General features: G+C 32.7%; 21 protein-coding genes. 11 read left to right on the top strand and 10 right to left on the bottom strand.

All coding sequences use genetic code 11. The annotated features are described in order from the left end of the window. The first annotated feature begins 9 nt into the window (after positions 1 to 9). A complete protein-coding gene (locus WN975_RS10770; RefSeq protein WP_337966529.1) occupies positions 10 to 663 on the top strand; it encodes a M15 family metallopeptidase in 654 nt (217 codons plus the stop codon). Here the strand turns inward: WN975_RS10770 and WN975_RS10765 are convergent, their stop codons facing one another. The 8 genes from WN975_RS10765 to tsaD form a co-directional block, all read right to left on the bottom strand. Next, positions 664 to 1,230: a hypothetical protein gene (locus tag WN975_RS10765; RefSeq protein WP_337966528.1), complete on the bottom strand. Its 567-nt coding sequence runs from the start codon at positions 1,228 to 1,230 to the stop codon at positions 664 to 666. It abuts the gene before it with no gap. Between the two features lie 2 nt (positions 1,231 to 1,232). After that, complete coding sequence (locus WN975_RS10760; protein ID WP_337966527.1) at positions 1,233 to 2,414, bottom strand: class I SAM-dependent methyltransferase; 1,182 nt, start codon at positions 2,412 to 2,414, stop codon at positions 1,233 to 1,235. Positions 2,415 to 2,417: 3 nt separating this feature from the next. After that, entirely contained in the window at positions 2,418 to 3,509 is a 1,092-nt protein-coding gene (locus tag WN975_RS10755; RefSeq protein ID WP_337966526.1) for an AI-2E family transporter, read from the bottom strand. A 112-nt stretch (positions 3,510 to 3,621) separates the two neighbouring features. Beyond that, complete coding sequence (locus tag WN975_RS10750; RefSeq protein ID WP_337966525.1) at positions 3,622 to 4,572, bottom strand: zinc metalloprotease; 951 nt, start codon at positions 4,570 to 4,572, stop codon at positions 3,622 to 3,624. A 305-nt stretch (positions 4,573 to 4,877) separates the two neighbouring features. Next, the gene (locus tag WN975_RS10745) at positions 4,878 to 5,375 is read right to left on the bottom strand and encodes a TrmH family RNA methyltransferase (RefSeq protein WP_337966524.1); all 498 of its coding nucleotides are present in this window, start codon (positions 5,373 to 5,375) and stop codon (positions 4,878 to 4,880) included. Positions 5,376 to 5,385: 10 nt separating this feature from the next. Further along, complete coding sequence (locus tag WN975_RS10740; RefSeq protein ID WP_337966523.1) at positions 5,386 to 6,024, bottom strand: DUF4159 domain-containing protein; 639 nt, start codon at positions 6,022 to 6,024, stop codon at positions 5,386 to 5,388. A 202-nt stretch (positions 6,025 to 6,226) separates the two neighbouring features. Next, entirely contained in the window at positions 6,227 to 6,940 is a 714-nt protein-coding gene (locus WN975_RS10735) for a 16S rRNA (uracil(1498)-N(3))-methyltransferase (RefSeq protein WP_337966522.1), read from the bottom strand. Between the two features lie 2 nt (positions 6,941 to 6,942). Beyond that, complete coding sequence (gene tsaD / locus WN975_RS10730) at positions 6,943 to 7,965, bottom strand: tRNA (adenosine(37)-N6)-threonylcarbamoyltransferase complex transferase subunit TsaD (RefSeq protein ID WP_121329699.1); 1,023 nt, start codon at positions 7,963 to 7,965, stop codon at positions 6,943 to 6,945. Between the two features lie 230 nt (positions 7,966 to 8,195). On the opposite strand from tsaD, the gene WN975_RS10725 reads away from it, so the two are divergent. From WN975_RS10725 to WN975_RS10700, 6 genes are all read left to right on the top strand, one after another. Beyond that, positions 8,196 to 12,680, top strand: coding sequence for a translocation/assembly module TamB domain-containing protein (locus WN975_RS10725; protein WP_337968984.1), 4,485 nt, complete (start codon positions 8,196 to 8,198; stop codon positions 12,678 to 12,680). A 316-nt stretch (positions 12,681 to 12,996) separates the two neighbouring features. Next, the gene (gene pfkA, locus WN975_RS10720) at positions 12,997 to 13,983 is read left to right on the top strand and encodes a 6-phosphofructokinase (protein WP_337966521.1); all 987 of its coding nucleotides are present in this window, start codon (positions 12,997 to 12,999) and stop codon (positions 13,981 to 13,983) included. A 95-nt stretch (positions 13,984 to 14,078) separates the two neighbouring features. Next, positions 14,079 to 15,083, top strand: a complete 1,005-nt coding sequence (gap, locus tag WN975_RS10715; protein WP_099708661.1) for a type I glyceraldehyde-3-phosphate dehydrogenase — start codon at positions 14,079 to 14,081, stop codon at positions 15,081 to 15,083. Between the two features lie 122 nt (positions 15,084 to 15,205). Further along, positions 15,206 to 16,057: an N-acetylglucosamine kinase gene (locus WN975_RS10710; protein ID WP_099708660.1), complete on the top strand. Its 852-nt coding sequence runs from the start codon at positions 15,206 to 15,208 to the stop codon at positions 16,055 to 16,057. Between the two features lie 13 nt (positions 16,058 to 16,070). After that, on the top strand, positions 16,071 to 16,445 hold the full coding sequence (locus tag WN975_RS10705) for a methylglyoxal synthase (RefSeq protein ID WP_041518369.1): 375 nt from the start codon (positions 16,071 to 16,073) through the stop codon (positions 16,443 to 16,445). A 196-nt stretch (positions 16,446 to 16,641) separates the two neighbouring features. Beyond that, positions 16,642 to 17,028: a methylglyoxal synthase gene (locus WN975_RS10700; RefSeq protein WP_099708659.1), complete on the top strand. Its 387-nt coding sequence runs from the start codon at positions 16,642 to 16,644 to the stop codon at positions 17,026 to 17,028. Here WN975_RS10700 and WN975_RS10695 read toward each other — a convergent pair. Together WN975_RS10695 and WN975_RS10690 are read right to left on the bottom strand one after the other, a co-directional pair. Next, on the bottom strand, positions 17,009 to 17,389 hold the full coding sequence (locus WN975_RS10695) for a RidA family protein (protein WP_337966520.1): 381 nt from the start codon (positions 17,387 to 17,389) through the stop codon (positions 17,009 to 17,011). The two genes, WN975_RS10700 and WN975_RS10695, sit on opposite strands and share 20 nt — an antisense overlap. 39 nt (positions 17,390 to 17,428) lie before the next feature. Next, complete coding sequence (locus WN975_RS10690) at positions 17,429 to 20,128, bottom strand: putative LPS assembly protein LptD (RefSeq protein ID WP_337966519.1); 2,700 nt, start codon at positions 20,126 to 20,128, stop codon at positions 17,429 to 17,431. An 82-nt stretch (positions 20,129 to 20,210) separates the two neighbouring features. Here WN975_RS10690 and WN975_RS10685 point away from each other — a divergent pair, with 82 nt between their 5' ends. The 4 genes from WN975_RS10685 to WN975_RS10670 all read left to right on the top strand — a co-directional run bounded on the left by WN975_RS10685 (position 20,211) and on the right by WN975_RS10670 (position 24,609). Then, positions 20,211 to 21,332 carry an N-acetylmuramoyl-L-alanine amidase gene (locus tag WN975_RS10685; protein WP_337966518.1) on the top strand — a complete coding sequence of 374 codons (1,122 nt, stop codon included), beginning with the start codon at positions 20,211 to 20,213 and terminating at the stop codon, positions 21,330 to 21,332. Between the two features lie 50 nt (positions 21,333 to 21,382). Then, positions 21,383 to 22,348 (top strand): MlaD family protein, encoded by a 966-nt coding sequence (locus WN975_RS10680; RefSeq protein ID WP_337966517.1) that lies wholly within the window; start codon positions 21,383 to 21,385, stop codon positions 22,346 to 22,348. Positions 22,349 to 22,353: 5 nt separating this feature from the next. Then, positions 22,354 to 23,691, top strand: a complete 1,338-nt coding sequence (locus WN975_RS10675; protein WP_337966516.1) for a (Fe-S)-binding protein — start codon at positions 22,354 to 22,356, stop codon at positions 23,689 to 23,691. Positions 23,692 to 23,817: 126 nt separating this feature from the next. Further along, complete coding sequence (locus WN975_RS10670; protein ID WP_264524593.1) at positions 23,818 to 24,609, top strand: (Fe-S)-binding protein; 792 nt, start codon at positions 23,818 to 23,820, stop codon at positions 24,607 to 24,609. Positions 24,610 to 24,629: the final 20 nt, after the last annotated feature.

The raw sequence follows: 24,629 nt of genomic DNA, 5'->3' as shown, positions 1-24,629 counted from the left end.
ATATGACTCATGAAACAATTAATGAAAGCTATTTTTTGTGCAGGATTTCTTTTTTGGGTGACTTTCTCAAATGCGCAACATGAAGTATATACAACTCCTGCAGAACATCAGGTTGAGGATACTACTTTTGTGAATTTAAAAGATTACAGTCAGGACTTTATTTATGATATGAAGTATGCGACAGAAGATAATTTCCTGAAAGCCAAAGTTTATGATTGTGCCGAATGTATGTTGCGTTATAAAACCGTAAAAGCTTTAATTGCAGCCAATAAAGAATTTATGAAGCAAGGCTGCAAAATAAAACTTTTCGATTGTTACCGACCTTTATCTATTCAGAAAAAAATGTGGGAAATCGTTTCGAATCCGGAGTATGTGGCAGATCCAAAAAAAGGCTCCATCCATAATAGAGGAGGAGCCGTAGATATTACTTTAGTAAATGCCCAGGGAGAAGATCTCGAAATGGGAACAACTTTTGATTTCTTTGGAATTGAAGCAAGCCATAATTATAAAAAATTTCCAACATCAGTACGAGCAAACAGAAAGTATCTGAAAATGGTAATGATTCAAAATGGCTTTAATTCGTTTGATTCAGAATGGTGGCATTATAATCTAAAAACAGGTTTAAATGATAAAGTTTCCAATCAAAAATGGGATTGTAATTAATTATTCAACACATCTAATGTTGTCAATAAAATAAGTATTTGGATGATAAACTTTACCATTCAATTCAGATGTTAAATCAGGTCTGACAATATAATCTTCAACATCTGTTAAGTATTTTATTCTCATAATAGAAACCGGCGATTTTTTTAGTTCATCATAGTTATCTTTCAGGAACATAAAATATCCGGTGTTTACACGATTGTCAAAACCTTTGTCATCGTGAATAAGAGTTCCACAATTTTCCTGATTAACGTGAATTAAAGTAACGATTTTACCGTTTTCTAATTGTAAAAATACTTTTGAGTTTTTGTCAAAACAATTTGCTTTTATAAAGTCTTTACTTTTTTGAATCAATTGCAGGTTTAAGGTTGGTAAACCATCCGTTTGAGCCAATGCGAAGAAAACATAATTGGATGTTCCTCCAAAGTTTTTCTCACTGATTAAGTATTCGTTAGTTATTTTATAAGTACCAATCGAGTCGGTTACATTAGCACTGTATTCACATGGTTTTTGGGCAAATGCAGTAAGGGTTAATAGAAAAAAAGTTAGTGTAATTAGTTGTTTCATTGTTAAGTTATTTTTCTGCAAATTAAAACTATTTTGTTATCATTTTTATCTGTTGTAAAAAAACAATACAAATTTCCACCATTTTTTATTTTCCATTTTTTCCGAATGTTTTCTACCGTGTCCGGAAAGTTTCGCGTAGTAAGGTTTGCCTGTTGATTTGCAAGTTCAGATTTCATTTCATTTTTACTGTACGGAATCACTTTTTCTATTTCGAAAGTTCTTCCCGGAAAGTCAATTAATTCATCTGAAGTATATAAATGAGAATGTTTGTGCAATTTATTAATATCGAAAATAACACTTACTTCATCAAAACCACCAGATTTCATAATAGCAGAATTGGGTTCGTAAACGTATTTTTGAGGCAAATGATAAAAAGCAAAAACCGAATCGTCACCTAAAACAAACTCAAAAGTTTCAGTTTTCTGTTTTAGAATATTGGCAGTTTTAATCGTGATTTCGCCCGAATAATTATTGTGAATTTCAAAAAGCAATTCTTTTACTTCATTTTCAAGCGCAATAATATGAATGTTTTTTACGAATTTGAGTTCAGATAAACCAGCAGAAATATCAAGTAAAGGAGCTGTTTTTATTAAAATAGAGTCTGTTTTTTCGAAGTAAAAATCTAAAGATTCCGGAACATTCGGCAAACAATCCTTAAGCATAAAGACTTTGCCTTTTGCATCATTTCTGCGGGAAGGATCGATATAAATCCAATCCCATTTTTGATTTGATTCTTTCAGAACATTAGCAGAATCATCGGCATAACAAACACAATTTTCAACTTTAAGCTGTTCAAAATTATGTTTTACAATTGCAGATAAATCTTCGTTTATTTCGCAATGCGCAATGTTTTTAAATCTTTTTGAAAAGTAATAATCATCAACGCCAAAACCTCCCGTAAGATCAATTAAACATTCTCCCGAAATCAAAGAAGCTTTGTAAGCTGCCGTTTTTTCGGATGAGGTTTGTTCTACAGAAATTTTACTTGGATAAATGATGTTTTCTGTCAAAAACCAGGTTGGTAATTTGTCTTTTGCTTTAGATTTAGCTTCAATCTGATTTAAAATCAAAATCCAGTCTACTTCAGGAAATGGATTTTTCTGAAGCGCTAATTTTGTAATTGGGGCACCACTATTTTGAGTTATAAAATCCTGAATATTTTGGCTTAAAATAGAAGTATTCAATGTTTAAATTCTTTCGGTTAATATGGAGACAATTTTGTTGTTAGGAAAAAACTCTTTCAAAATTACTTTCAGCATTGTAAAAACAGGAATTGCAATAATCATTCCGACGATTCCAAAAGTAATTCCGCTGATTAAAGTAACTAAGAATATTTCCAGCGGGTGCGAATTTACACTTTTTGACGAAATTATAGGTTGACTAATATTATTATCAATCGCCTGAACCAGCAAAAAGCCAATGATTACATATATAGTTGTAGGCAGAATTTCAGATCTGAAATCACTTCCAATTAAACTAATCATCGTTAAAATTCCGGCTAATATAGTTCCGATAATTGGTCCGATGTAAGGAATAATGTTTAAAATGGCACATAAAAACGCAATTACAAAAGCATTTTTATTTCCAAAAATTATTAAAACAATAAAATACAGAATAAACACAACCGTTAATTGAAGCAATAAACCAATAAAATAGCGGGTTAAAAAGTGATTTATTTTTGTAACTGAGTTTAGAATTTTATCTTCATTTGTATCAGGAAGAATTTTTCTTGCGCTAACTTTAAAAGCGTCCTGATCTTTTATAAAGAAGAAAGTAATAAAAAATACAGAAACCAATCCCATTCCCATATCGGCCATAAACCCAAAAATAGAGTTTAGAAATGCTGTGAAATAACTAAAATCTAATAATGAAGTTACTTTAGGATTCTTTAAAACCTTGTCAAAATCAACATGCTGAATATTGAAATAAGTTTCGATACTTTTCTCACTTTCAATAAATTGATGTTGTAACTGATTGGTATCTAATAAAGATAAATTATTGGCTTGCGAAATAATCAACGGAACAAACAATAGAATAAAACCAACAATTGCAAGTATAAAAATAATCAGCGCAGTTGTTGCGGCAAGTGAATTACTGAATTTCAATCTTTTTCTTAAAAACTGTACCAACGGATTGGCAAGCAAACATAATAACAAGGAAACACATAAATAAACAATTACGGTTTGTATTTCGTACAAAAAGAATAAAATGGCGGCGATAATTAAGATTGTTGCCAAAGCTCTTAGGATTCCGTTTGAAATAGTTTTAGATGTTATCATGTTTAGGTTTTAGAGGATAAATATAGGAAAAAGCTTTTAAAATTTTGATGGAAACAAAAAAAAGCGAGATGAATACATCTCGCTTTTAAGTTTGCTATCTTGATTTCTTTTCTTAGATTCCAAAAGCAGCTCTTGGACCTCCAGAAAGGAATATTGCAGCCATTCTGCTTTTTTGCCCGTTAGAGAACATGTACATTGCGTTATCGTCAACATAATCCATGTAATTCATTGTCATTTCTACAGGAGTACCAGAACAAGTACTGTAGTGAGGGTAAGCAGGTACACCATAGTTTTCCTCGTTGTGAGTTGGAGTATCAGATACTAAATCGCTTCCGCAAGTTGCATCTCCCCAGATGTGACGTAAGTTCATCCAGTGACCAACTTCGTGAGTTGCAGTTCTACCTAAGTTAAAAGGAGCATTTGCAGCACCTGATAATCCAAAATATCTAGAATCAATTACAACTCCGTCTGTAGCAGAAGCTCCTCCAGGAAATTGTGCATAACCCAGGATTCCGCCGCCAATTGCGCAAGCCCATAAGTTAAGTTTTGTAGTTGGCGAAGTTGGCGCTAAACCACCTTGTGCAACTTTTTTCACAGCGTCGTTTGTACCCCATGAAGTTTTTGTAGTTGATTTTCTGATGATTTGGTCAAGAACAAAAGAAATACCAACATTAGCTTTTACACCAGCAAAAAGAGCAGGTACGCTATTGTAATCTGAGTTTAATGCATTGAAATCTTTGTTAAGAACATCAATTTGAGATTGAATTTGAGCATCAGATATATTCTGAGCAGCTGTTTTGTACAAAACATTTACTACAACCGGAATTTGAACTTTGCCATTTACAAGTTTTCCGGAAAGCATTGCTTTGTTTGTGTATGCTTCAATTTCATTCATTCTGATCGCTAACATCGGATCAGCTTTTAATTGCGCTTCTAAAACTTCTTGTGTGGCGCATCCACGACGAGCTGTTGCACTTGTTTCTGAGCCAGCAGCTTCAGATTGGTCATTTTGACAAGAAAACAGCACTAACGCTGTGAATGCGGTAATCAGAACTTTTTTCATAATAATTTGGATTTTTGTTATAAAAAATTACATTTGGTTAATTATGTGGCAATTTTATAACAAAAACATGTTGTAGCAAAACTTTTACAATAAAATATTTGTGAGAATTTTACAATCCCTTGTATAATCTAGTTCTTACAAAAATGTTAAAGTTATTTTTAAGATGTTTTTTCTTACTTATTGTTTTTTGGATGTATTTTGACGATGTTATTTGTCTTTAATCGAGGGTTTTAAATATTTCTGTTAAAGGCTATCCAAAATCGGTTCAGATTTTAGTAATTGTTTTGTAATATTTTAACAAAATCTCACAAAGAAGTAATCTCGTATAAAGCTATACTTGCGGCCTGCACCACATTCATGCTTGAATTTTGGCCAAACATATTTATGTGGACAATTTGGTTTGAAATTTTTAAAAGTTCGTCTGAGATTCCATCGATTTCACTTCCCAGTAAAAGTGCAATTTTTTTATTGTCAGGAATAACAACTTCTTTAAGAGGTTTACTATTGCTTGCGATTTCCAAAGCAATAATTTCAAAGTTATTTTGAAGTAAGTAATCTTTAAGAACACTAGTTTCTTCGATTACAGAATGAGGCACGTGAAGATGCGTGCTTCTTGAAGTTTTGTTGATTTTACGGGGCGTCAGCGGAATATCTTTTCCTAAAAAGATGATATTTTCGACACCAAAAGCTTCAGCAATTCTAAAGAGAGAACCAATATTCTGTTGAAAATATATGTGATCACAAACCAGTGTTATCGGAAATGTTTTTCTTTGAAATTGATTTTCTTCGTGAGTAAGCTGCACTTTTTTAAGTTTAATTGGTAAAGATATAATTGATAATATTAGCACCCATTTTTAATGCTTTTTCTCGAACGGCCAATGGATCGTTATGCACTTCTGCATCTTCCCAGCCATCACCTAAATCACATTCGTAAGTATATAATAAAACAAGTTTATTGTCTATAAAAATCCCAAAAGCCTGAGCACGAGTTCCATCATGTTCGTGAATTTTTGGTAATCCATTCGGAAATGGAAACGGTTTTTGAAAAATTGGATGATTTGCCGGAAGTTCGACTAAATTATTATTAGGGAATATTTTTTTGATTTCTTTTCGAATATATTGATCCATTCCATAATTATCATCAATATGAAGAAATCCTCCGCCATTTAGATAATTTCGAAGATTAGCAACATCAGAATTGCTAAAAACGACATTTCCGTGTCCCGTCATATGAACAAAAGGATACGAAAGCAAATCCGGATTACTTGGTTCAACCGTAGAAGGTTTTGGTTTTATTCGGGTATTAATGTTTGCATTACAAAACTTAATTAAGTTAGGCAAAGAAGTTGGATTTGCATACCAATCACCGCCGCCACTGTATTTAAGCAAAGCAATTTCTTGTGAAAATGAAGAAACAGAAATCAATAAAAACAGAAACAATATTTTTTTCATACGATTTTAAATTATCGGGTTGTCATTGCGAGGAACGAAGCAACCTCACTAGTAATTCGCTCTCTAAAGCTTTGTCAAAGTTCGAAACTTTGACAAAGGTCTTATGTGTATTAAACCCGACAGGTTTTTAAAACCTGTCGGGTTTATGTAATCTTGTTATTTATGACAAAGCTAGCGTTATTGCTGACAAAATTAGCGTTTATTAATTAGGCGTTTCATTAAAAAACACCACACTATGACAAGCCACAACTGCTGCAGTTTCAGTTCGCAAACGAGTATTTCCTAAAGTAACCGGCTGAAAATTATTTTCTAAAGCCAATGCAATTTCTTTTTCCGAAAAATCTCCTTCAGGACCAATTAAAAGCGTTACGTTTTCATTTGGTTTCAAAACATCTTTCAATGATTTCTTGTCGGTTTCTTCGCAATGTGCGATTAATTGTAAACCTTCATTTTGTTGCTTTATGAATTCCTTAAACGAAATTGCCTCATTTAATTTTGGCAAATAAGTTTCGTTAGATTGTTTCATTGCCGAAAGAATAATCTTTTCAAAACGCTCTATATTAATCACTTTACGTTCAGAACGATCACAAATTATTGGTGTAATTTCCTGAATTCCAATTTCGGTAGCTTTTTCCAGAAACCACTCAAAACGATCGTTCATTTTGGTTGGTGCTACTGCAAGATGCAAGCGATATTTAGGTTCAGGAGATTTTTTTATCGAAAGTACTTCAACAATACATTTGTTATCAGAAGCAAGCGTAATTTCGGTTTCAAATAATAATCCCAAACCATTTGTAACGTGTAGAATATCTGAATCTTTTTTGCGTAAAACCTTTATAATATGGCGGCTTTCTTCTTTATCAAAAGAAAAAGTTTCAGTCGTTTCGTCAATATCAGGATTGTAAAATAATTGCATAATTAAAATTGAATTCGCGCTTTAGAAACTACAGCAGAAGTTTCAAAACGACTTGATAAATATTTTTGATATCCTACAATTCCAATCATTGCGGCATTATCTGTTGTGTATTCGAATTTTGGAACAAAAGTTTTCCAGCCATATTTAGCTTCACTTTCTTTCAATCGGGTTCTAATTCCTGAATTTGCCGAAACTCCGCCACCAATTGCAATTTGTGTGATTCCGGTTTCTTTTACGGCCAATTTCAATTTATCCATCAAAATTTCGATGATTGTATATTGAATAGAAGCACAAATATCATTCAGATTTTCTTCGATGAAATTCGGATTCTTTAATTTTTCCTTCTGAATAAAGTATAAAATTGCAGTTTTTAATCCGGAGAAACTAAAATCTAATCCCGGAACTTTTGGTTTTGTAAAAGCAAAAGCTTTCGGATTTCCTTCTTTGGCATATTTGTCGATCAAAGGTCCGCCCGGATAAGGAAGTCCAAGGATTTTGGCACTTTTATCAAAAGCTTCTCCAACCGCGTCATCAGTGGTTTCTCCGATAATTTCCATATCAAAGAAACCGTTTACTTTCACGATTTGAGTATGACCTCCACTAATGGTTAAGGCCAAAAATGGAAACTCAGGTTTATCAAAACCTTCTTCGTCTATAAAATGAGCCAAAATATGGGCATGCATATGATTGACAGCGATTAACGGAATTTTTAGCGCTAATGAAAGCGATTTACTAAATGAACTTCCCACTAATAAAGATCCCATTAAACCTGGACCTTGTGTAAAGGCAATGGCAGTTAATTGTTCTTTTTGTACATTTGCTTTACGAAGTGCAGCATCAATTACCGGAACAATATTTTGCTGATGTGCTCTTGAAGCTAATTCAGGAACGACACCGCCATATTGATTGTGAATTAACTGATTAGCCACAACATTTGAAAGTACTTTATCGTTATGTAAAACCGCGGCAGCAGTATCATCGCATGAACTTTCGATGGCAAGAATAAAAACCTCTGAATTTTGCATATAAAGGCACGAATTTTGAATTATATTTGACAAATCAAATTTTTAATTTTCTTTGACTTGTAAGGAGAAGCCAAAATTAAAGAATTTTTATCAAAAACAGTCGTTCTTTGTCTGTTCAAAGTAAATTTAAAAAGAAAACTAAAATAAAAGCAGCTATCAAAAAAGTAAAGAAAATAATATCCAGAACCCTAATTGGGTTAATCTTACTTTTGTTAGCACTCGCTATCATCTTGTCTTTGCCTGTGGTTCAGACAAAAATCGCCGATTATATTACAGAGACATTAAACAAGGATTTTAATGTAAATATTAGCGTTGAAAAAACTTCAATAAACATTTTTGGCGGCGTAAAGCTGAAAAAAGTACTGATTTTAGACCATCATAAAAAGACAATGATCTATGCAGATATTGTAGCAACTGATATTTTGGCATTAAAAAGATTGGTAGATGGAGATCTTATTTTTGGAGATATTCGTTTAACGGGTTTAATTTTTAACTTAAAAACGTATAAGAATGAACATGAAAACAATCTTAATGTTTTTATTCAGGCGTTCGAAAAAGGTCCAAAATCTCCCAAATCAAGCAAACATTTTTTATTAACTGCCAAGAATGCTTACATCGACAGAGGCGCTTTTTCTGTTGTTGATGAGAATAAAAACACACCAAAATTTCTTGACTTTAAAAAATTAAACGCTTATATCAGTGATTTTAAATTGTATGGTCCGGATGTAAATACAATAATTCACAGGTTTTCTTTCTTAGATCATCGTGGTTTGTATGTCTCTAATTTTGCAGGGAAATTCAGTTATACCAAAAAACAAATTAAAGTCGAAAGTTTAGCTATAAAAACCAAAAGATCTTGGATTTATGGTAAAGCTATTTTGAATTATAAAATTGAAGATTTCTTAGATTTTACCGATAAAGTTAAGTTTAATGTCGCAATGGATTCGGCTTCGATTGCTTCAAATGATATTCGTTATTTCTATGACGGATTAGGTAAAAATCAACATTTTAGAATCAGAACTAAGATTAGAGGAACACTAAATAATCTTAATTTAAGACATCTTAAACTTAGTGATACAAACGGTTCTAAGATTGCGGGAACTATTAATTTCAGAAATCTTTTGGGTGACAAAACGCAAAAGTTTTCGATGCAGGGAAAGTTTGATAAACTGATTTCCAGTTATGATAATCTGGTTGTTTTATTGCCAGGCGTTTTAGGAAAAAAACTTCCGAAAGAACTGCAAAGAATCGGTAAATTTAATATTGTTGGTAAAGCAAAAGTCTCGACAACTGATTTAGAGACAGACTTTAAGATGATAACTGATTTAGGAAACGGTCAGGCAAATTTGCATATGAATAATATGGACTTTATTGACAGAGCGTCTTATTCAGGAAATATTATTTTGGATAATTTTAATATTGGAGCTTTATTAGCCCGGAAAGATATTGGAAAAACTACACTAAATCTTGATGTTGAAGGTGTTGGTTTTACAGAGAAATATCTGAATACAATTATAAAAGGTGATATTGCAAAATTAGATTATAATAAATACACCTATAATAATATTGTAGTAAACGGGAATTTTAAATTACCTTATTATAAAGGACAAGTTTCGATAAGTGATCCAAATCTGAATTTGACATTTGACGGTTTGGTTGATTTAAGCAAAAGAGAAAGCAAATATGATTTTCATATTAATGTTGAAAATGCCGATTTGCGAAAACTAAAATTTGTTGATGATTCGATTTCTAATTTTACTGGAGACGCCGTTGTCGAAGTAACCGGAAATTCGATCGAAAATCTTCAGGGAAATGTTTATATTAAGGATGCAGTTTATCAAAACCCAAAATCTACTTATGCTTTTGATGAAGTAAAGATCAGTTCTAATTTTGATGTAGATCGCTTGAGAACAATTACAATTAGTTCGAACGATGTTGTAAACGGAAAAATTGTCGGTAAATTTCAGTTTGCACAATTGGATAAGCTGGTTATGAATTCGGTAGGAAGTTTGTATACCAATTATAAACCTTATAAGGTCAAGAAAGGTCAGTTTTTGAATTTCAATTTCCATGTTTACGATAAAGTGGTCGAAATGTTGTATCCGGAAGTTAATATAGATTCGTCGACTGTTGTACGTGGCAAAATCGATTCAGATCTTCAGGAGTTTAAATTTAAATTTAGATCTCAGAAAATTACTGCGGCAAAAAACACTTTCGATAATATCCGAATTAATATTGATAATAAAAATACGCTTTATAATGCTTATGTGGAGTTAGATAGTATCAAAACTCCTTATTATAAGGTACGAGATTTTAGTTTGATTAATGTTACTGCAAAAGACACGCTTTTTGTTCGTTCAGAATTTAAAGGTGGAGATAAAGGTCAGGATTATTACAATCTGAATTTATTTCATACAATAGATAAAAACAAAAATAATATCGTTGGAATCAAGAAATCTGAGATGAAGTTTAAAGACTATTTATGGTATTTAAATGAAGACGAAGAAAAAGATAATCAGATTGTTTTTGATCAGTATTTCAAGAATTTCACGATAGATAATATTGTGCTTTCGCATGAAAATCAGAAGATCGATTTAAATGGTATTATAAAAGGTAAAGATTATAAAGATGTTGTTCTGAATTTTGAAGATGTCGATATAAATAAGATCACGCCGTTTAATTCGAAGTTTGTATTTAATGGTAATTTAAATGGTAAGGTAAATTATAAGCAGAATAAAAGTGTTTATCAGCCTACGGCATCTATTGTTATTGATCATCTTAATTTGAATAAAACAGAATTAGGAACGCTGAATTTTGATATTGCGGGTGATGAAAGCTTTAGAAAGTTTACGGTAAATTCTTCGATACAAAACGGATTTACAGAATCATTTAGAGCAAACGGAACTTTTGCAATCGAAAATAAGGAAACTCTTTTAGATCTGAATTTAAAGCTCGAAGGATTTAATCTGGCGACTTTAGGTTCGGTTGGAGGCGATGTTTTATCAAATGTGAGAGGAAGTGTTTCCGGAAATGCTGCTGTTGTCGGGAATCTTAAAAAACCGGAAATCAATGGACGTTTGTATGTTGAAAAAGCCGGAATGACAATTCCGTATCTTAATACAGATTATGAGTTGAGTGATCGAACGGTAATTGATTTAACGGATGAGAAATTTTTGTTTAGAAATAACCAATTAACCGATACTAAATACGGAACGAAAGGTTTGTTGAACGGAACTATTGAGCATCATAATTTCGGCGATTGGAAACTAGATTTGACTATAACTTCTAAACGATTATTGGCACTTGATACAAAAGATAGTGAAGATGCGGCTTATTTTGGAACGGCATTTATTAACGGAACTGCAAGTATAAAAGGTCCAACGGATGGTTTGTTTATTAAGGTAGACGCTAAATCTGAGAAAGGTACGGAAGTTAAGATTCCTATTAATAATGCCCAAAGTGTTGGAGAAAGCAGTTGGATTCATTTTGTGACACCAAAAGAAAAATACAATCTGGCAAATGGTATCGTTGAGAAAACGAAAAACTATAACGGACTTGAATTGGAGTTTGATTTTGATATTACGCCAGATGCCGAAGTCGAAGTAATCCTGGACAGAAATTCCGGACACGGTATGAAAGGAAAAGGTTACGGATCGTTATTATTTAAAATTAATACGCTTGGTAAGTTTAATATGTGGGGAGATTTCCAGGCATACGAAGGAACTTACAACTTTAAATACGGAGGTTTAATTGATAAAAAATTCTCGGTTAAAAAAGGAGGATCTATTACTTGGGAAGGAAATCCAATGAAGGCGCAGCTTAATCTGGAAGCAGTTTATAAAACATCGGCAAATCCGGCTGTTTTATTAGACAATACTTCTTCGTTCAATAAGAAAGTTCCAGTAGAAGTTGTGATTGGATTAAGAGGAGATTTAACGAGTCCGGAGCCTAATTTTGATATTCAGTTTCCATCTGTAAGTAACGTTCTTAAATCTGAGATACAATATAAGTTAGATGATAAAGATATTCGTCAGACACAAGCCTTGTATTTGTTGTCTACAGGTTCGTTCATGAGTACAGACGGGTTTAGTCAGGGCGATTTATCAGGAACTTTGACAGAAACTGCGTCTAGTTTATTGGGTGGTATTATAAAATCTGATAATGATAAAGTTAATATTGACTTGAATTATATTTCGGCAGATAAAAGACTTGGGCAAGAAGCCGATGGTCAGTTTGTGGCTAATATTTCATCTCAGGTAAACGAAAGAATTACGATCAACGGTAAATTAGGAGTTCCGGTTGGAGGTGTAAACGAATCTGCAATTGTTGGAGATATCGAAATTTTATATAGAGTTAACGAAGACGGATCTATGAATCTTCGTTTGTTTAATAAAGAAAATGATATCAATTATGTAGGGCAGGGAATTGGTTATACTCAAGGAGTTGGTATCTCGTATGAAGTAGATTTTGATACTTTTAGCGAATTGGTAAATAAAATATTTAAAGATCATAAACTCGAGAGAGCTATAAAAAGTTCTAACAATGATTTGCAGGATTCTAATTTAAATCCTGATTTTGTCAATTTCTCGAATAAAAAGGATGCCGAGAAGAATAAAAAGGATAAAGACAAGAAAGGCGCGGAGAAGAAGCAAGAACCGAAAAATCCGCCGCCTCAAAACAATAATGAAGGTTTAATTCCTGATAACGACTTTTAAATCAGGTAATTTTGTTAAAAATATAATGATATAAAACCATTCGTGACTGCGAATGGTTTTTTTGTGCTAAATTTAGAGATTCAAAAATTTATTTTCGGATTTCTAAAAGCTCGGATTTTTGTAACACTTCATTAATGTATTGTTAATTTTAAACATTTAATTAAAATAAGAGCCTTTTATTATTTTAAATGAATTTTTTGCTATCAAAAAACTTATTAACGAAAACGTTTGAATTTAACACATTTTATTAATTAATGATAAACATCACCTATAAAGTGGTGAATGTTTGCTAATTTTACACTTTAATACTTAAATAATGCCAAAAACAATAAAAAAAGTTGGTGTTCTAACATCGGGAGGAGACTCACCTGGAATGAATGCCGCAATACGAGCAGTTGTTCGAACGTGCGCTTACCATAATATAGAATGCATTGGAATTTATAGAGGATACCAAGGAATGATCGAAGGTGATTTCAAAGAAATGGGACCTCGTAGTGTAAATAATATTGTAAACAAAGGTGGAACGATCTTGAAATCAGCTCGTTCAGTTGAGTTTAGAACCCCTGAAGGTAGAAAAAAAGCTCATGAAAATCTTTTGAAAGCAGGAATAGATGCTCTTGTTGTCATTGGAGGAGACGGAAGTTTTACCGGAGGTTTGATTTTTAATTCTGAATATAATTTCCCAGTAATGGGAATCCCAGGTACAATTGATAATGATATTTTTGGTACAACTCATACATTAGGATATGATACTGCCCTGAATACTGTTGTAGATTGTATTGATAAAATTAGAGATACTGCAAGTTCTCACAACCGTCTGTTTTTTGTAGAGGTTATGGGTAGAGATGCCGGACACATTGCTCTTAATGCCGGAATTGGTGCAGGTGCCGAAGAAATTCTTATTCCTGAAGAAGATTTAGGTTTGGAGAGATTATTAGATTCTCTTCAAAAAAGTAAAGCTTCTGGAAAATCATCAAGTATAGTAGTTATTGCTGAAGGAGATAAAATTGGTAAAAACGTATTCGAATTAAAAGATTACGTTGAAGCTAACTTGCCTGAATATGACGTGAGAGTTTCTGTTTTAGGACACATGCAACGTGGTGGATCACCATCTTGTTTTGACCGTGTTCTTGCAAGCCGTTTAGGTGTAAAAGCAGTAGAATCTTTAATCGAAGGTAAATCAAACTATATGGTTGGTTTACGCGAAGACAAAGTGGCTTTGACTCCACTTGAGCAAGCGATTAAAGGTAAATCTGAAATTGATAGAGAATTGTTGAGAGTGTCAGACATTATGTCGACATAATATACATACAAAGTTTAAAAAAAGGAATGAAGTTTATTGTGAGGAAATTAGACTTTAAATTAGTGTAATAAAAACAAAAGCAAAAATTAAGTAAAATGTCAAAAGTAAAATTAGGAATAAACGGATTTGGACGTATCGGAAGAATCGTTTTTAGAGAATCTTTCAATAGAGATAATGTAGAAGTAGTAGCGATAAACGATTTATTAGATGTAGATCACTTAGCTTACTTATTAAAATATGATTCAGTTCACGGTCGTTTCAACGGAACTGTAGAAGTTAAAGAAGGAAAACTTTATGTAAACGGAAGAAATATCCGTATCACTGCAGAAAGAAATCCAGCTGACTTAAAATGGAACGAAGTTGATGTTGATGTAGTTGCTGAATGTACTGGTATCTTCACAACTATCGAAACTGCAAATGAGCACATTAAAGGTGGTGCTAAAAAAGTAATTATTTCTGCTCCATCTGCAGATGCTCCAATGTTTGTAATGGGTGTAAACCATGAAACTGCAAAAGCAACAGATACAGTAGTTTCTAATGCTTCTTGTACTACAAACTGTTTAGCTCCTTTAGCTAAAGTTATTCACGATAATTTCGAAATTGTTGAAGGTTTAATGACTACTGTTCACGCAACAACTTCAACTCAAATGACAGCTGACGGACCTTCTAGAAAAGACTGGAGAGGTGGACGTGCTGCTGCAATCAATATCATTCCTTCTTCTACAGGAGCTGCAAAAGCTGTTGGAAAAGTAATCCCTTCTTTGAATGGAAAATTAACTGGAATGTCTTTCCGTGTTCCTACTGCTGACGTTTCTGTAGTAGATTTAACTGTAAAAGTTGCTAAAGAAACTACTTACGAAGAAATCTTGGCTGTATTGAAAAAAGCTTCTGAAACTGATTTGAAAGGTATTTTAGGATATACTGAAGATGCTGTTGTTTCTCAAGATTTTATTTCTGACAAAAGAACTTCAATCGTTGATGCAACTGCTGGAATTGGTTTAAATTCAACATTCTTCAAATTCGTATCTTGGTACGATAATGAGTATGGATACTCAAGTAAATTAATCGATTTGTCTGTGCATATCGCTGGTTTAAAATAATAATTTATAATTTTGCAAAATCCCGTTATTCTATAGTAACGGGATTTTCTTATTTTGTTACTTCCTTAATTAATGTATAAAATACACTTATTTAAGAAGAACTAATCCAAAAACTGAATAAAATGAAATTAATAGTTGATAGTGGATCTACCAAAGCCGATTGGATTGCAATTGATGATAATGGAAAAGTATTATTTACCACACAAACTCTAGGACTAAATCCTGAAATTCTTGATGGTCCTGAAATTATAGAAAGATTAAATGACCGTTTTGATATTTTGCAAAACAAAAAAAATGCTTCACATTTGTTCTTTTACGGAGCAGGTTGTGGAACTGATAGAATGAAGTTGGCTTTGTCACAAATCTTTCAGGAATATTTTTCTAATGCAATTGTAGAAGTTCATGAAGATACATATGCTGCTGTTTATGCAACGACTCCAAAAGGAGAAGAAGCAATAGTAAGTATATTAGGAACAGGATCTAACTGCAGTTATTTTGATGGAAAAGTATTGCATCAAAAAGTTCAATCATTAGGGTATATCGCTATGGATGATTGTAGTGGAAATGTTTTTGGAAAAGAATTAATCAGAAAATATTATTTCAATAAAATGCCTAAAGAATTGGCAGTTGAATTTGAAAAAGAATATGATTTAGATCCTGATTTCATCAAGAATAAATTATATAAAGAACCAAATCCAAATGCTTATTTAGCTACTTTTGCGAAGTTCTTAATCAAACATAAAGACACTGAATTTTGTAGAAAAATCATCTTCAAAGGGATGAAATCTTTCGTTAAAAATTACATTAAGCAATACGATAATTGCAAAGAGATTCCAGTTCATTTTGTTGGTTCTATTGCTTTTTATCTAAAAGATGAATTACAAGAAACATTTAATAAATACGAACTTCAATTAGGGAATGTTTTAAGAAGACCTATTGATGGATTAATTGCTTATCACGTTGCTAATCAATAAATAAACGTAAATGATAGAAATTGCTATTATAGCTCACGACGGCAAGAAGGCAGATATGGTTCAGTTTTTAAATAAAAACAAAACACTTCTTCTTAAAGAAAATATCAAATTGATTGCTACAGGAACTACCGGAAGTAAGGCTGTAAATGCCGGTTTTAAGGTAAAAAGAATGCTTTCGGGACCAATGGGAGGTGACGCACAAATAGCTGCGCGTGTAGCCGAAGGTAAAACACAGATGGTTTTCTTTTTTAAAGATCCACTTGCAAGCCATGCCCATGAAGTCGATATTAATATGCTTATTCGTGTTTGTGATGTACATAATGTGCCTTTGGCAACAAATGAAGCTTCGGCTCAATTGTTATTAAACGCTGTTGCATTACAACTATAGAGTTTCAATTCATTTTAAACTATACCAGAAACCGTTTCATTTACTGAAACGGTTTTTTATTGCCTATAAATTTGTGATAATAATCAATTTGTAGTCTTTTATTGCTATTTTGCTAATTGTTTGATATTTATTATCTTATGTTTTAATCTGTTTGCTTTTTTAGCCTAAATTTGATTGGTTGTATTATTGTTAAATCATGAAAAAACATACTTTAATTGCGCTAATTGCTCATGATAATAAAAAAGCAGATATGATTCAGTTTTTAATTAAAAACGGAATTACACTACAGCATGATAAAGTTAAACTTATTGCAACAGGAATATTAGGGAGAAATGCAGAGAAATCAGGATTTAAAGTAAAAAAGATGCTTCCGTGTTCAATGGGCGGTGACGCTCAAATTGCATCAAAAGTAGCAGGAGGTAAAATTAATATCGTTTTTATGTTTACAGATCCTTTAGTGACTAATGCTCACGAAGTCGATATTAAGATGCTCGTCAGGATATGCGATGTTCATAATGTGCCGCTGGCAACAAATGAAGCAACGGCACAATTATTTTTAAATGCTATTGTACAGCAATTATAGAGATTTCTACATTTACATTTTTTGGTAAACAAGCAACCTGAACAGTTTCACGTGCAGGAGCAGTTTTTTCATTAAAATAAGATCCGTAAATGGTATTTATTGCAGCAAAATTATTCATATCCATAATAAAGATAGTTGCTTTTACTACGTTTTCAAAAGTCATATTTGCAGCTTCTAAAATTGCAGCAATATTTCCCATTACTTGTTTAGTTTCATCATTGATATTGTCTGTAACAAGTTCTCCAGAAGCTGGATTGATAGCAATTTGACCAGAAGCATAAAGTGTGTTTCCGGATAATACAGCTTGATTATAAGGTCCAATTGGAGCTGGAGCTTTTTCAGTAAAGATGATTTTTTTCATAATAAATTATTTTTATTCGATCAATTTGGTTTTGAAGAATTATCGGTTCAAAGTGCTTCGTTTATTCCATTTGATATCACTAAGCATTCCCGATTTGATTCCAATAAAGAAGTTCCAGTTTGAGTTTGTTCCCAATGGAGACCAGTTAAACGCCATTCTCCAACTCATTAAATCTCTTTCAAAACGGAACTGAGTAAATGTAACTCCCTTTTGTACAAAGTCATAACCGGTAGAAACTCCACCTTTCCATTTTGGAGTAATATCCATGTTGACAGATACCATTATCGAGTTTCCTGAGATTTTATTTTCTCTTCTTATGTTACTGTATGTCATTGAGTAAGCAAGTGTCATGTCCCAAGGAATTTTCGACTTGAAGAATTCGCTAATTACATCTTTGTCATCATCTTTTTCATTTGCAAACTGACTGTTTCGAGGATCTGTTAAATCAGTATTGGTACCAAATAAGTCATCTTTTCGACCACCATTTCGCTGACTTTGAACGTTCTTATCGTCCTTGGCTGTGTCTTTATTCGAGAAAGAGTAGTTTAAGGTGATATTGGCATTCGTCATTCTGAATAAACTTCCTCCATTATCAATATTATAGGTACTGATTCTGTCGTTATTGTTATTTAATGCATATGGATCTAAAGTAGCTCCAAAATTGACATTCATCTTATTTTGTAATAGCTGTGTTCCACCGCTAATAAGTAACGGTTGCCAAGCCAAAACATCTTTACCATTAGCATTAAAATTATAATTTGTACTAAGATTTAAGTTGTTTAACAGCATCACCTTTTTAGGTTCTGTTTTTGTGCTGTCGCGATCTCTAACTTTGGCCTCAAAAGTGTTGCTTAAAGCGAAAGCTACAATATTTGAGTTATCTCTTGACGGAGCACCATAAACACCACCGTCAAATCGTGTGTATTGATTAAGTTTTCCAGAAGCATCTACAGAATAGGTATCGTAGTATTTTTCAAAACTAGGAGTGTAAGAATAAGAAATTGTAGGACGCATTACGTGACGAATCGATTGGATTTTTTTGTCACTTCCAAAATTGAAAGTACCATAAATAGTCGTTCCTAAACTTGAAGTAAAATTATATGTTCTAAATGAGTCAAAACCATTTACAACCGTTTTCACAACCTTACTCTGATCAGGATCATAATTTTGGTTGATAGTTTTCGTAACCCATGTTTCCTGATAATTTGTAGCTGCCTGAGCACTAAAATATTTGAATACTTTAAAGTTTGTACTCAACGGAATCGTGTGTTGCATTCCTATTTGCGCATCTCTAAACATTTGTGGCTTAAAAAACAAAGAATCCGTTGTTGTGATATTGTTTTTACCGCTTAAGTTATATTGTAAGTTGATGTTTTTTATAAATCCTTTTTTTACACCATCTTTTCCAACAAAAGGATAAACACGATCAATACTAGCCTGTAAAGTTGGCAGCGTCATCGTAATGACTTCTGTTTGTGTGTTTTGTGAATGCGTCGCTGATAATGAAAAACGAGCTTGCGGAATCGTATTGAAAGTCTTGCTATACGATATAGATGAACTCAAAGTATTGTTTAAGTTCGAACCAATATTGGCCTGATTGATAGATTGCTTAAAATATTTACTACTACCCATATTTACAGAAGCAGAAAAAGTTGAATTTGGACTTGATTTAGAGTCTCTTGAATGTGACCACTGAATGTTGTAAATATTTTGTTTGCTATAATCCGGATAACCACGTTCGCTGCTAATTAGATTTTCAAAACGAATATTGACATTTCCGCGGTACCTATATCTTGTGGCATACGCCGATTCAAATCGCATGGCGTAACTTCCATTAGTGTAGTAGTCTCCTAAAACTGTCAAATCATAATTATCGCTCAAGGCAAAATAATAACCCATATTCTGAAGCGAAAAACCTCTTGTATTTGAGTCATTATAACTTGGAATAATAATACCGGAAACACTTCTTTCCTGACTCATCGGGAAATATGCAAACGGTAATGCAAGCGGAGTAGGGACATCTGCAATAACCATATTGGTCAAACCAGTAATAACTTTTTTGCCAGGAATAAATTTTACCTTATTAGTTTGAAAGTAGTATTCAGGATTGTCAACGTCTGAAGCTGTTGTAAAACGAGCACCTTTTAAGAAGTAAACAGAATCATTTTCTTTTTTAGTAACCGCTGCTTTTATTTTGAATTCGCCTTGTTCAGTTCTTGAATTGAAGATTAAGGCTTTCTTTGTTTTAAAGTTAAAACGGATTGAGTCAGGCTGAACTTCGCTTGAACCTTGTTTGAAATTTGGATATTGCGACAAAACTCCGGCAGAATCTTTTATTCTTCCGGCATAAACTTCATCTTTTTCATAATTTAAAACAATTATACCCGATTTTAATTCTACATCTTTATAGTATAATTCAGCTTCATTATATAAAGTGATCAGTTTTCTTTTCTGATCGATTTTTGCATAATCTTTAGCTCTGTACTTAACTTTTCCGTCAAGAAAAGTCTTTTTAGGTCTAACAGTATCAAGTTTTATGGTATCTGTAACAGCAGTTGTAGTTTTATCTGTTTGTTTTACAGTTGCTAACGGCTTCTTTTTGTTTTTTATCTCTTGCGAATATAATTTACCAGTTCCTAGTGTTAGGAAAAATGATAATAAAACGATATTAAATAAGTTTGTATGCAAAGGTTTAAATGCTATTTTTGTAAAATTATGGCTTGTTTTTTGACATGTCAAACTTACATATAATTTTTTGTCAAAAATAATCAATTGTAAAAATTATAGCTGTTGCGTTTTATTAAAATTAACTTTTAGATTTATGAATAGATTTAACAAAATTAAGGTAATATTTACTTTTTTTCTAACGATAATGTCATTTTGTGCTTATAGTCAATCAAATGTATTTAAGGTAACTCTTGATGCTGGACATGGTGATCACGATTTTGGAGCAGTTTATAGCGGACGAATTGAGAAAAATATTGCTTTGGCTATTGTACTAAAAGTTGGAAAAATTTTAGAACTTAACCCAAATGTTGATGTAATTTACACTCGTAAAACCGATGTTTTTATCGATTTAGTAGAAAGAGCGAACATTGCAAACCGCGCAAATTCTAATATTTTTGTTTCAATACATTGTAATGCAAACAAAAATACTGCGGCAGATGGAACCGAAACTTATGTAATGGGTTTGAGTAAAACGGCTTCGAATCTTGAAGCGGCGAAAAAAGAGAACTCGGTAATTACTTTAGAAAAAGATTATAAACGTAAATACGAGGGTTTCGATCCAAACTCACCTGAATCTATGATTAGTATGACACTAATGCAGGAAGAATATTTAGAGAATAGTATTTCGTTAGCAAGTAAAATCGAAGACAATTTCGAAAAATTAGGTAAAAAAATAAGACAGGGCGGAGTTAAGCAAGCGCCATTTATGGTACTTCATAAAGCTTATATGCCAAGAGTATTAGTAGAAACAGGGTTTGTTTCTAATCCAGATGAAGGAAATATTTTAAATTCAGAAGAAGGTCAGAACGATATTGCAAAAGCTATTGCCGAAGCTATTTTGAGTTACAAGAGAGAATATTTTGGTTCTGGTGCTCCGGAAATTGTAGAAGCCAGACCAGCAAGAGATACAACTCCAGCGAAACCTAAAGCAGTTGAAACAACCGCAGTAAAAAATGCTCCAAAAGGAACTTTCTTTAAAGTACAACTTCTTGCAAGTATTAAAAAAACACCATTGGAGCCTAAAAACTTTAAAGGATTGAAAAATGTAACAATGTTATACGAAAATAATATTTACAAATATTTCTATCAGGAAACGGCAGACTACGAAGCTGCAAAAAAATATTTGCAAGAGGCTAAAAGCAAAGGATATGCAGTAGCTTTTTTAGTTGCAACTAAAGACGGAGAAAAAATCAATATTCAGGACGCCATCAAATAATAGGCTTTTGTTCGAATATTTATATTAATTTTGTAGAAACACTTAGAATTTTGAAACTAACAAGAGAAATTAAAACGGCTATTTTAGTCATCGCGTCAATCTTATTATTTATTTGGGGCTATAGTTTTCTAAAAGGCAGAGACCTTTTTACGAATTACAAAACATTATATGTAGAATATAATAATGTGGAGGATTTATCAGCATCAGCGCCAGTTACCATAAACGGACTTACAATTGGTAAAGTAAATAAGATTACAATTAATGAAGTAACAGGTAAATTATTAGTTGAACTTCAATTAAAAACAGATTTTCCAATCTCAAAAACAAGCCAGGCAGCTTTGTATTCTCCAAGTTTAATTGGAGGAAAACAAATCAAGATCATTCCTAATCTTGCAGACAAAGAACTAGTTGAAGATGGACAAACGTTAACATCAACAGTTGAGTTGGGATTAACAGAGTCTTTGGGAGGTAAAATCGAACCAATTCAGCAAAAATTAGATTTAATGCTTGCCAATATTAATACATTGGTTTCTGGATTAAACAATGTTTTAGACAAACAAGGGCAAGAAAATTTAAAGAAATCATTGGCAGAATTAAGTCAGACAATGGAGCAATTTCATAGAGCTTCAGGAAGTCTTAATTCTATTTTAGATACTAATAAAGGACAAATTAACGGAGTTGTAACCAACTTTAATAAAATGTCAAGTAACTTCAATAAAATATCAGATTCTTTAAACAAAGCCGATTTAGGAAAAACAGTTAGAAACCTAAACCAGACTTTGGCTAAAGTTGACAATCTTATGAGTAACTTAAACTCAGGAAAAGGTACTGCAGGTAAGTTGTTAAGTGATGATGCTTTGTATAATAATCTTTCTAAAACTTCAAAAGAGCTAGAGTTATTATTGCAAGACGTTCGTCTTTACCCAACTCGTTATGTAAATGTTTCTCTTTTTGGAAAGAAAAACAAACCATACGTAGCACCAACAGAAGACGCTAACACAACTACTAAAAATTAATTAGAATGAGTTATTTAGATAATATTTTGTTCGCTATACTTCTAATTGTAGGTTTCGGTTTTTTTGCATCGAGCGTAAAAAAAATCATCCGTAACATCAATTTAGGAGTAGATGTAAATCGAAAAGATAATTCTAAAGCACGTTGGAAAAACATGGCATTGATTGCTCTTGGGCAATCAAAAATGGTGAGACGCCCTGTAGCTGGAATACTTCATATTTTTGTATATGTAGGTTTTATAATTATTAATATCGAATTAGTCGAAATTATAATCGATGGATTATTTGGAACTCATAGAATTTTTGCTCCTTATTTAGGATTGGTTTATGATGTTTTAATTGCTTCTTTCGAAATTTTAGCATTTTTAGTTCTCGTTGCCGTTATTACCTTCTGGATTAGAAGAAATGTAATAAGATTAAAACGTTTTATTAATCCTGATTTAAATGGTTTTCCTAAAAGTGATGCCAATTACATCTTGTGTTTTGAAACTGTTTTAATGCTTCTGTTTTTGTTTATGGATGCTTCTGATTTGCATTTGCAAAATGTTCCCGGAGGATTTTCTCATTTTCACAGAGCAGGAAGTTTTCCTATAAGTCAGTTTATTGCGCCAATTTTCAACGGAATGTCAAACGAATTAGTTGCATTGTTGTTTGAAGTATTTTGGTGGTTGCATATCGCAGGTATTTTAGTTTTTATGAACTATTTATACTTCTCAAAACACTTGCATATTCTTTTAGCATTCCCGAATACTTATTTTGCAAACTTAAATCCTGAAGGACAGTTTGATAATTTAGAATCAGTAACCAAAGAAGTTAAGTTAATGATGGATCCAAATGCTGATCCGTTTGCGGCTGCTCCGGTGGATGAAAATGCGGCTCCAAGTAAATTTGGAGCAAGTGATGTTCAGGATTTAAACTGGGTACAACTATTAAACGCTTACACTTGTACAGAATGTGGTCGTTGTACATCATCATGTCCTGCTAATCAAACGGGTAAAAAATTGTCTCCTCGTAAAATTATGATGGATACAAGAGACCGTTTGCAAGAAGTAGGAAAAAATATTGATGCAAACAAAGGTGTTTTTGTTCCGGATAATAAAACATTATTAAACGATTATATAACTCCAGAAGAGTTATGGGCATGTACTTCATGTAATGCTTGCGTAGAAGAATGTCCTGTAAATATCAGTCCGTTGTCTATTATTATGGATATGCGTCGTTATCTTGTTATGGAACAAAGTGCTGCTCCGATGTCATTGAATGCAATGATGACAAACATTGAGAACAATGGAGCGCCTTGGCAATACAGTCAACAAGATAGATTGAACTGGAAAAACGAAAATTAAGATAGTTTAAATGGTTAATTGTTTAACCGTTTAATCGATTAAATAAAATAAATTTAGGTTTTGGATTGGTTATTCAGAAGAGAGATTAACCAAATTTACGATTAACCGAATTAACAAAAAAAGAAGATGTCAGAAAGTTTAGTAGTGCCAACAATGGCTGAAATGCTAGCCCAAGGAACACAACCGGAAGTTTTATTTTGGGTTGGTTGCGCAGGGAGTTTTGATGATAGAGCAAAGAAAATTACAAAAGCATTTGTGCGAATTTTAAATCGTACCAATGTTTCGTTTGCAGTTTTAGGTACAGAAGAGAGTTGTACCGGAGATCCTGCAAAACGTGCCGGAAATGAGTTTTTGTTTCAAATGCAAGCCATGATGAATATCGAGGTTTTGAATGCATATGAAGCTAAAAAAATCGTAACCGCTTGTCCACATTGTTTTAATACTTTAAAAAACGAATATCCTGAATTAGGAGGTCAATATGATGTAATTCATCATACAGAGTTTTTAAAGTCATTAATTGATGACGGAAGATTAACGGTTGAAGGTGGCCAATTTAAAGGAAAGAAAATCACTTTTCACGATCCTTGTTATTTAGGAAGAGCAAATAAAGTATACGAAGCGCCAAGAGATTTGATTCAGAAATTAGACGTTGAATTAGTCGAAATGAAACGTTCTAAAGCAAATGGTTTATGTTGTGGAGCTGGTGGAGCACAAATGTTTAAAGATGCTGAGCCAGGAAACAAAGAAGTAAATGTATTGCGTACTGAAGATGCCTTAGAAGTAAAGCCGGATATTATTGCTGCCGGATGTCCGTTTTGTAATACAATGTTAACGGATGGTATTAAACATCAGGAAAAAGAAGGGCAAGTTAAAGTAATGGATATTGCCGAATTGATTGCTAATGCTCAGGATCTTTAGTTAAGGATCTGAGTGACTAA

It is taken from the genome of uncultured Flavobacterium sp., from assembly GCF_951805225.1.
Taxonomy (GTDB): Bacteria; Bacteroidota; Bacteroidia; order Flavobacteriales; family Flavobacteriaceae; genus Flavobacterium.
This window is presented reverse-complemented; position numbering and strand designations above follow the sequence as displayed.

Excerpts from the sequence above, each read along its gene's own strand:
- WN975_RS10670 (WP_264524593.1), top strand. The coding sequence starts at position 23,818 with ATGTCAGAAAGTTTAGTAGTGCCAACAATGGCTGAAATGCTAGCCCAA.
- WN975_RS10755 (WP_337966526.1), bottom strand. The coding sequence starts at position 3,509 with ATGATAACATCTAAAACTATTTCAAACGGAATCCTAAGAGCTTTGGCA.
- WN975_RS10740 (WP_337966523.1), bottom strand. The coding sequence starts at position 6,024 with ATGAAAAAAATATTGTTTCTGTTTTTATTGATTTCTGTTTCTTCATTT.
- WN975_RS10675 (WP_337966516.1), top strand. The coding sequence starts at position 22,354 with ATGAGTTATTTAGATAATATTTTGTTCGCTATACTTCTAATTGTAGGT.
- pfkA (WP_337966521.1), top strand. The coding sequence starts at position 12,997 with ATGCCAAAAACAATAAAAAAAGTTGGTGTTCTAACATCGGGAGGAGAC.
- WN975_RS10685 (WP_337966518.1), top strand. The coding sequence starts at position 20,211 with ATGAATAGATTTAACAAAATTAAGGTAATATTTACTTTTTTTCTAACG.
- tsaD (WP_121329699.1), bottom strand. The coding sequence starts at position 7,965 with ATGCAAAATTCAGAGGTTTTTATTCTTGCCATCGAAAGTTCATGCGAT.
- gap (WP_099708661.1), top strand. The coding sequence starts at position 14,079 with ATGTCAAAAGTAAAATTAGGAATAAACGGATTTGGACGTATCGGAAGA.
- WN975_RS10735 (WP_337966522.1), bottom strand. The coding sequence starts at position 6,940 with ATGCAATTATTTTACAATCCTGATATTGACGAAACGACTGAAACTTTT.
- WN975_RS10765 (WP_337966528.1), bottom strand. The coding sequence starts at position 1,230 with ATGAAACAACTAATTACACTAACTTTTTTTCTATTAACCCTTACTGCA.
- WN975_RS10695 (WP_337966520.1), bottom strand. The coding sequence starts at position 17,389 with ATGAAAAAAATCATCTTTACTGAAAAAGCTCCAGCTCCAATTGGACCT.
- WN975_RS10700 (WP_099708659.1), top strand. The coding sequence starts at position 16,642 with ATGAAAAAACATACTTTAATTGCGCTAATTGCTCATGATAATAAAAAA.
- WN975_RS10710 (WP_099708660.1), top strand. The coding sequence starts at position 15,206 with ATGAAATTAATAGTTGATAGTGGATCTACCAAAGCCGATTGGATTGCA.
- WN975_RS10750 (WP_337966525.1), bottom strand. The coding sequence starts at position 4,572 with ATGAAAAAAGTTCTGATTACCGCATTCACAGCGTTAGTGCTGTTTTCT.
- WN975_RS10770 (WP_337966529.1), top strand. The coding sequence starts at position 10 with ATGAAACAATTAATGAAAGCTATTTTTTGTGCAGGATTTCTTTTTTGG.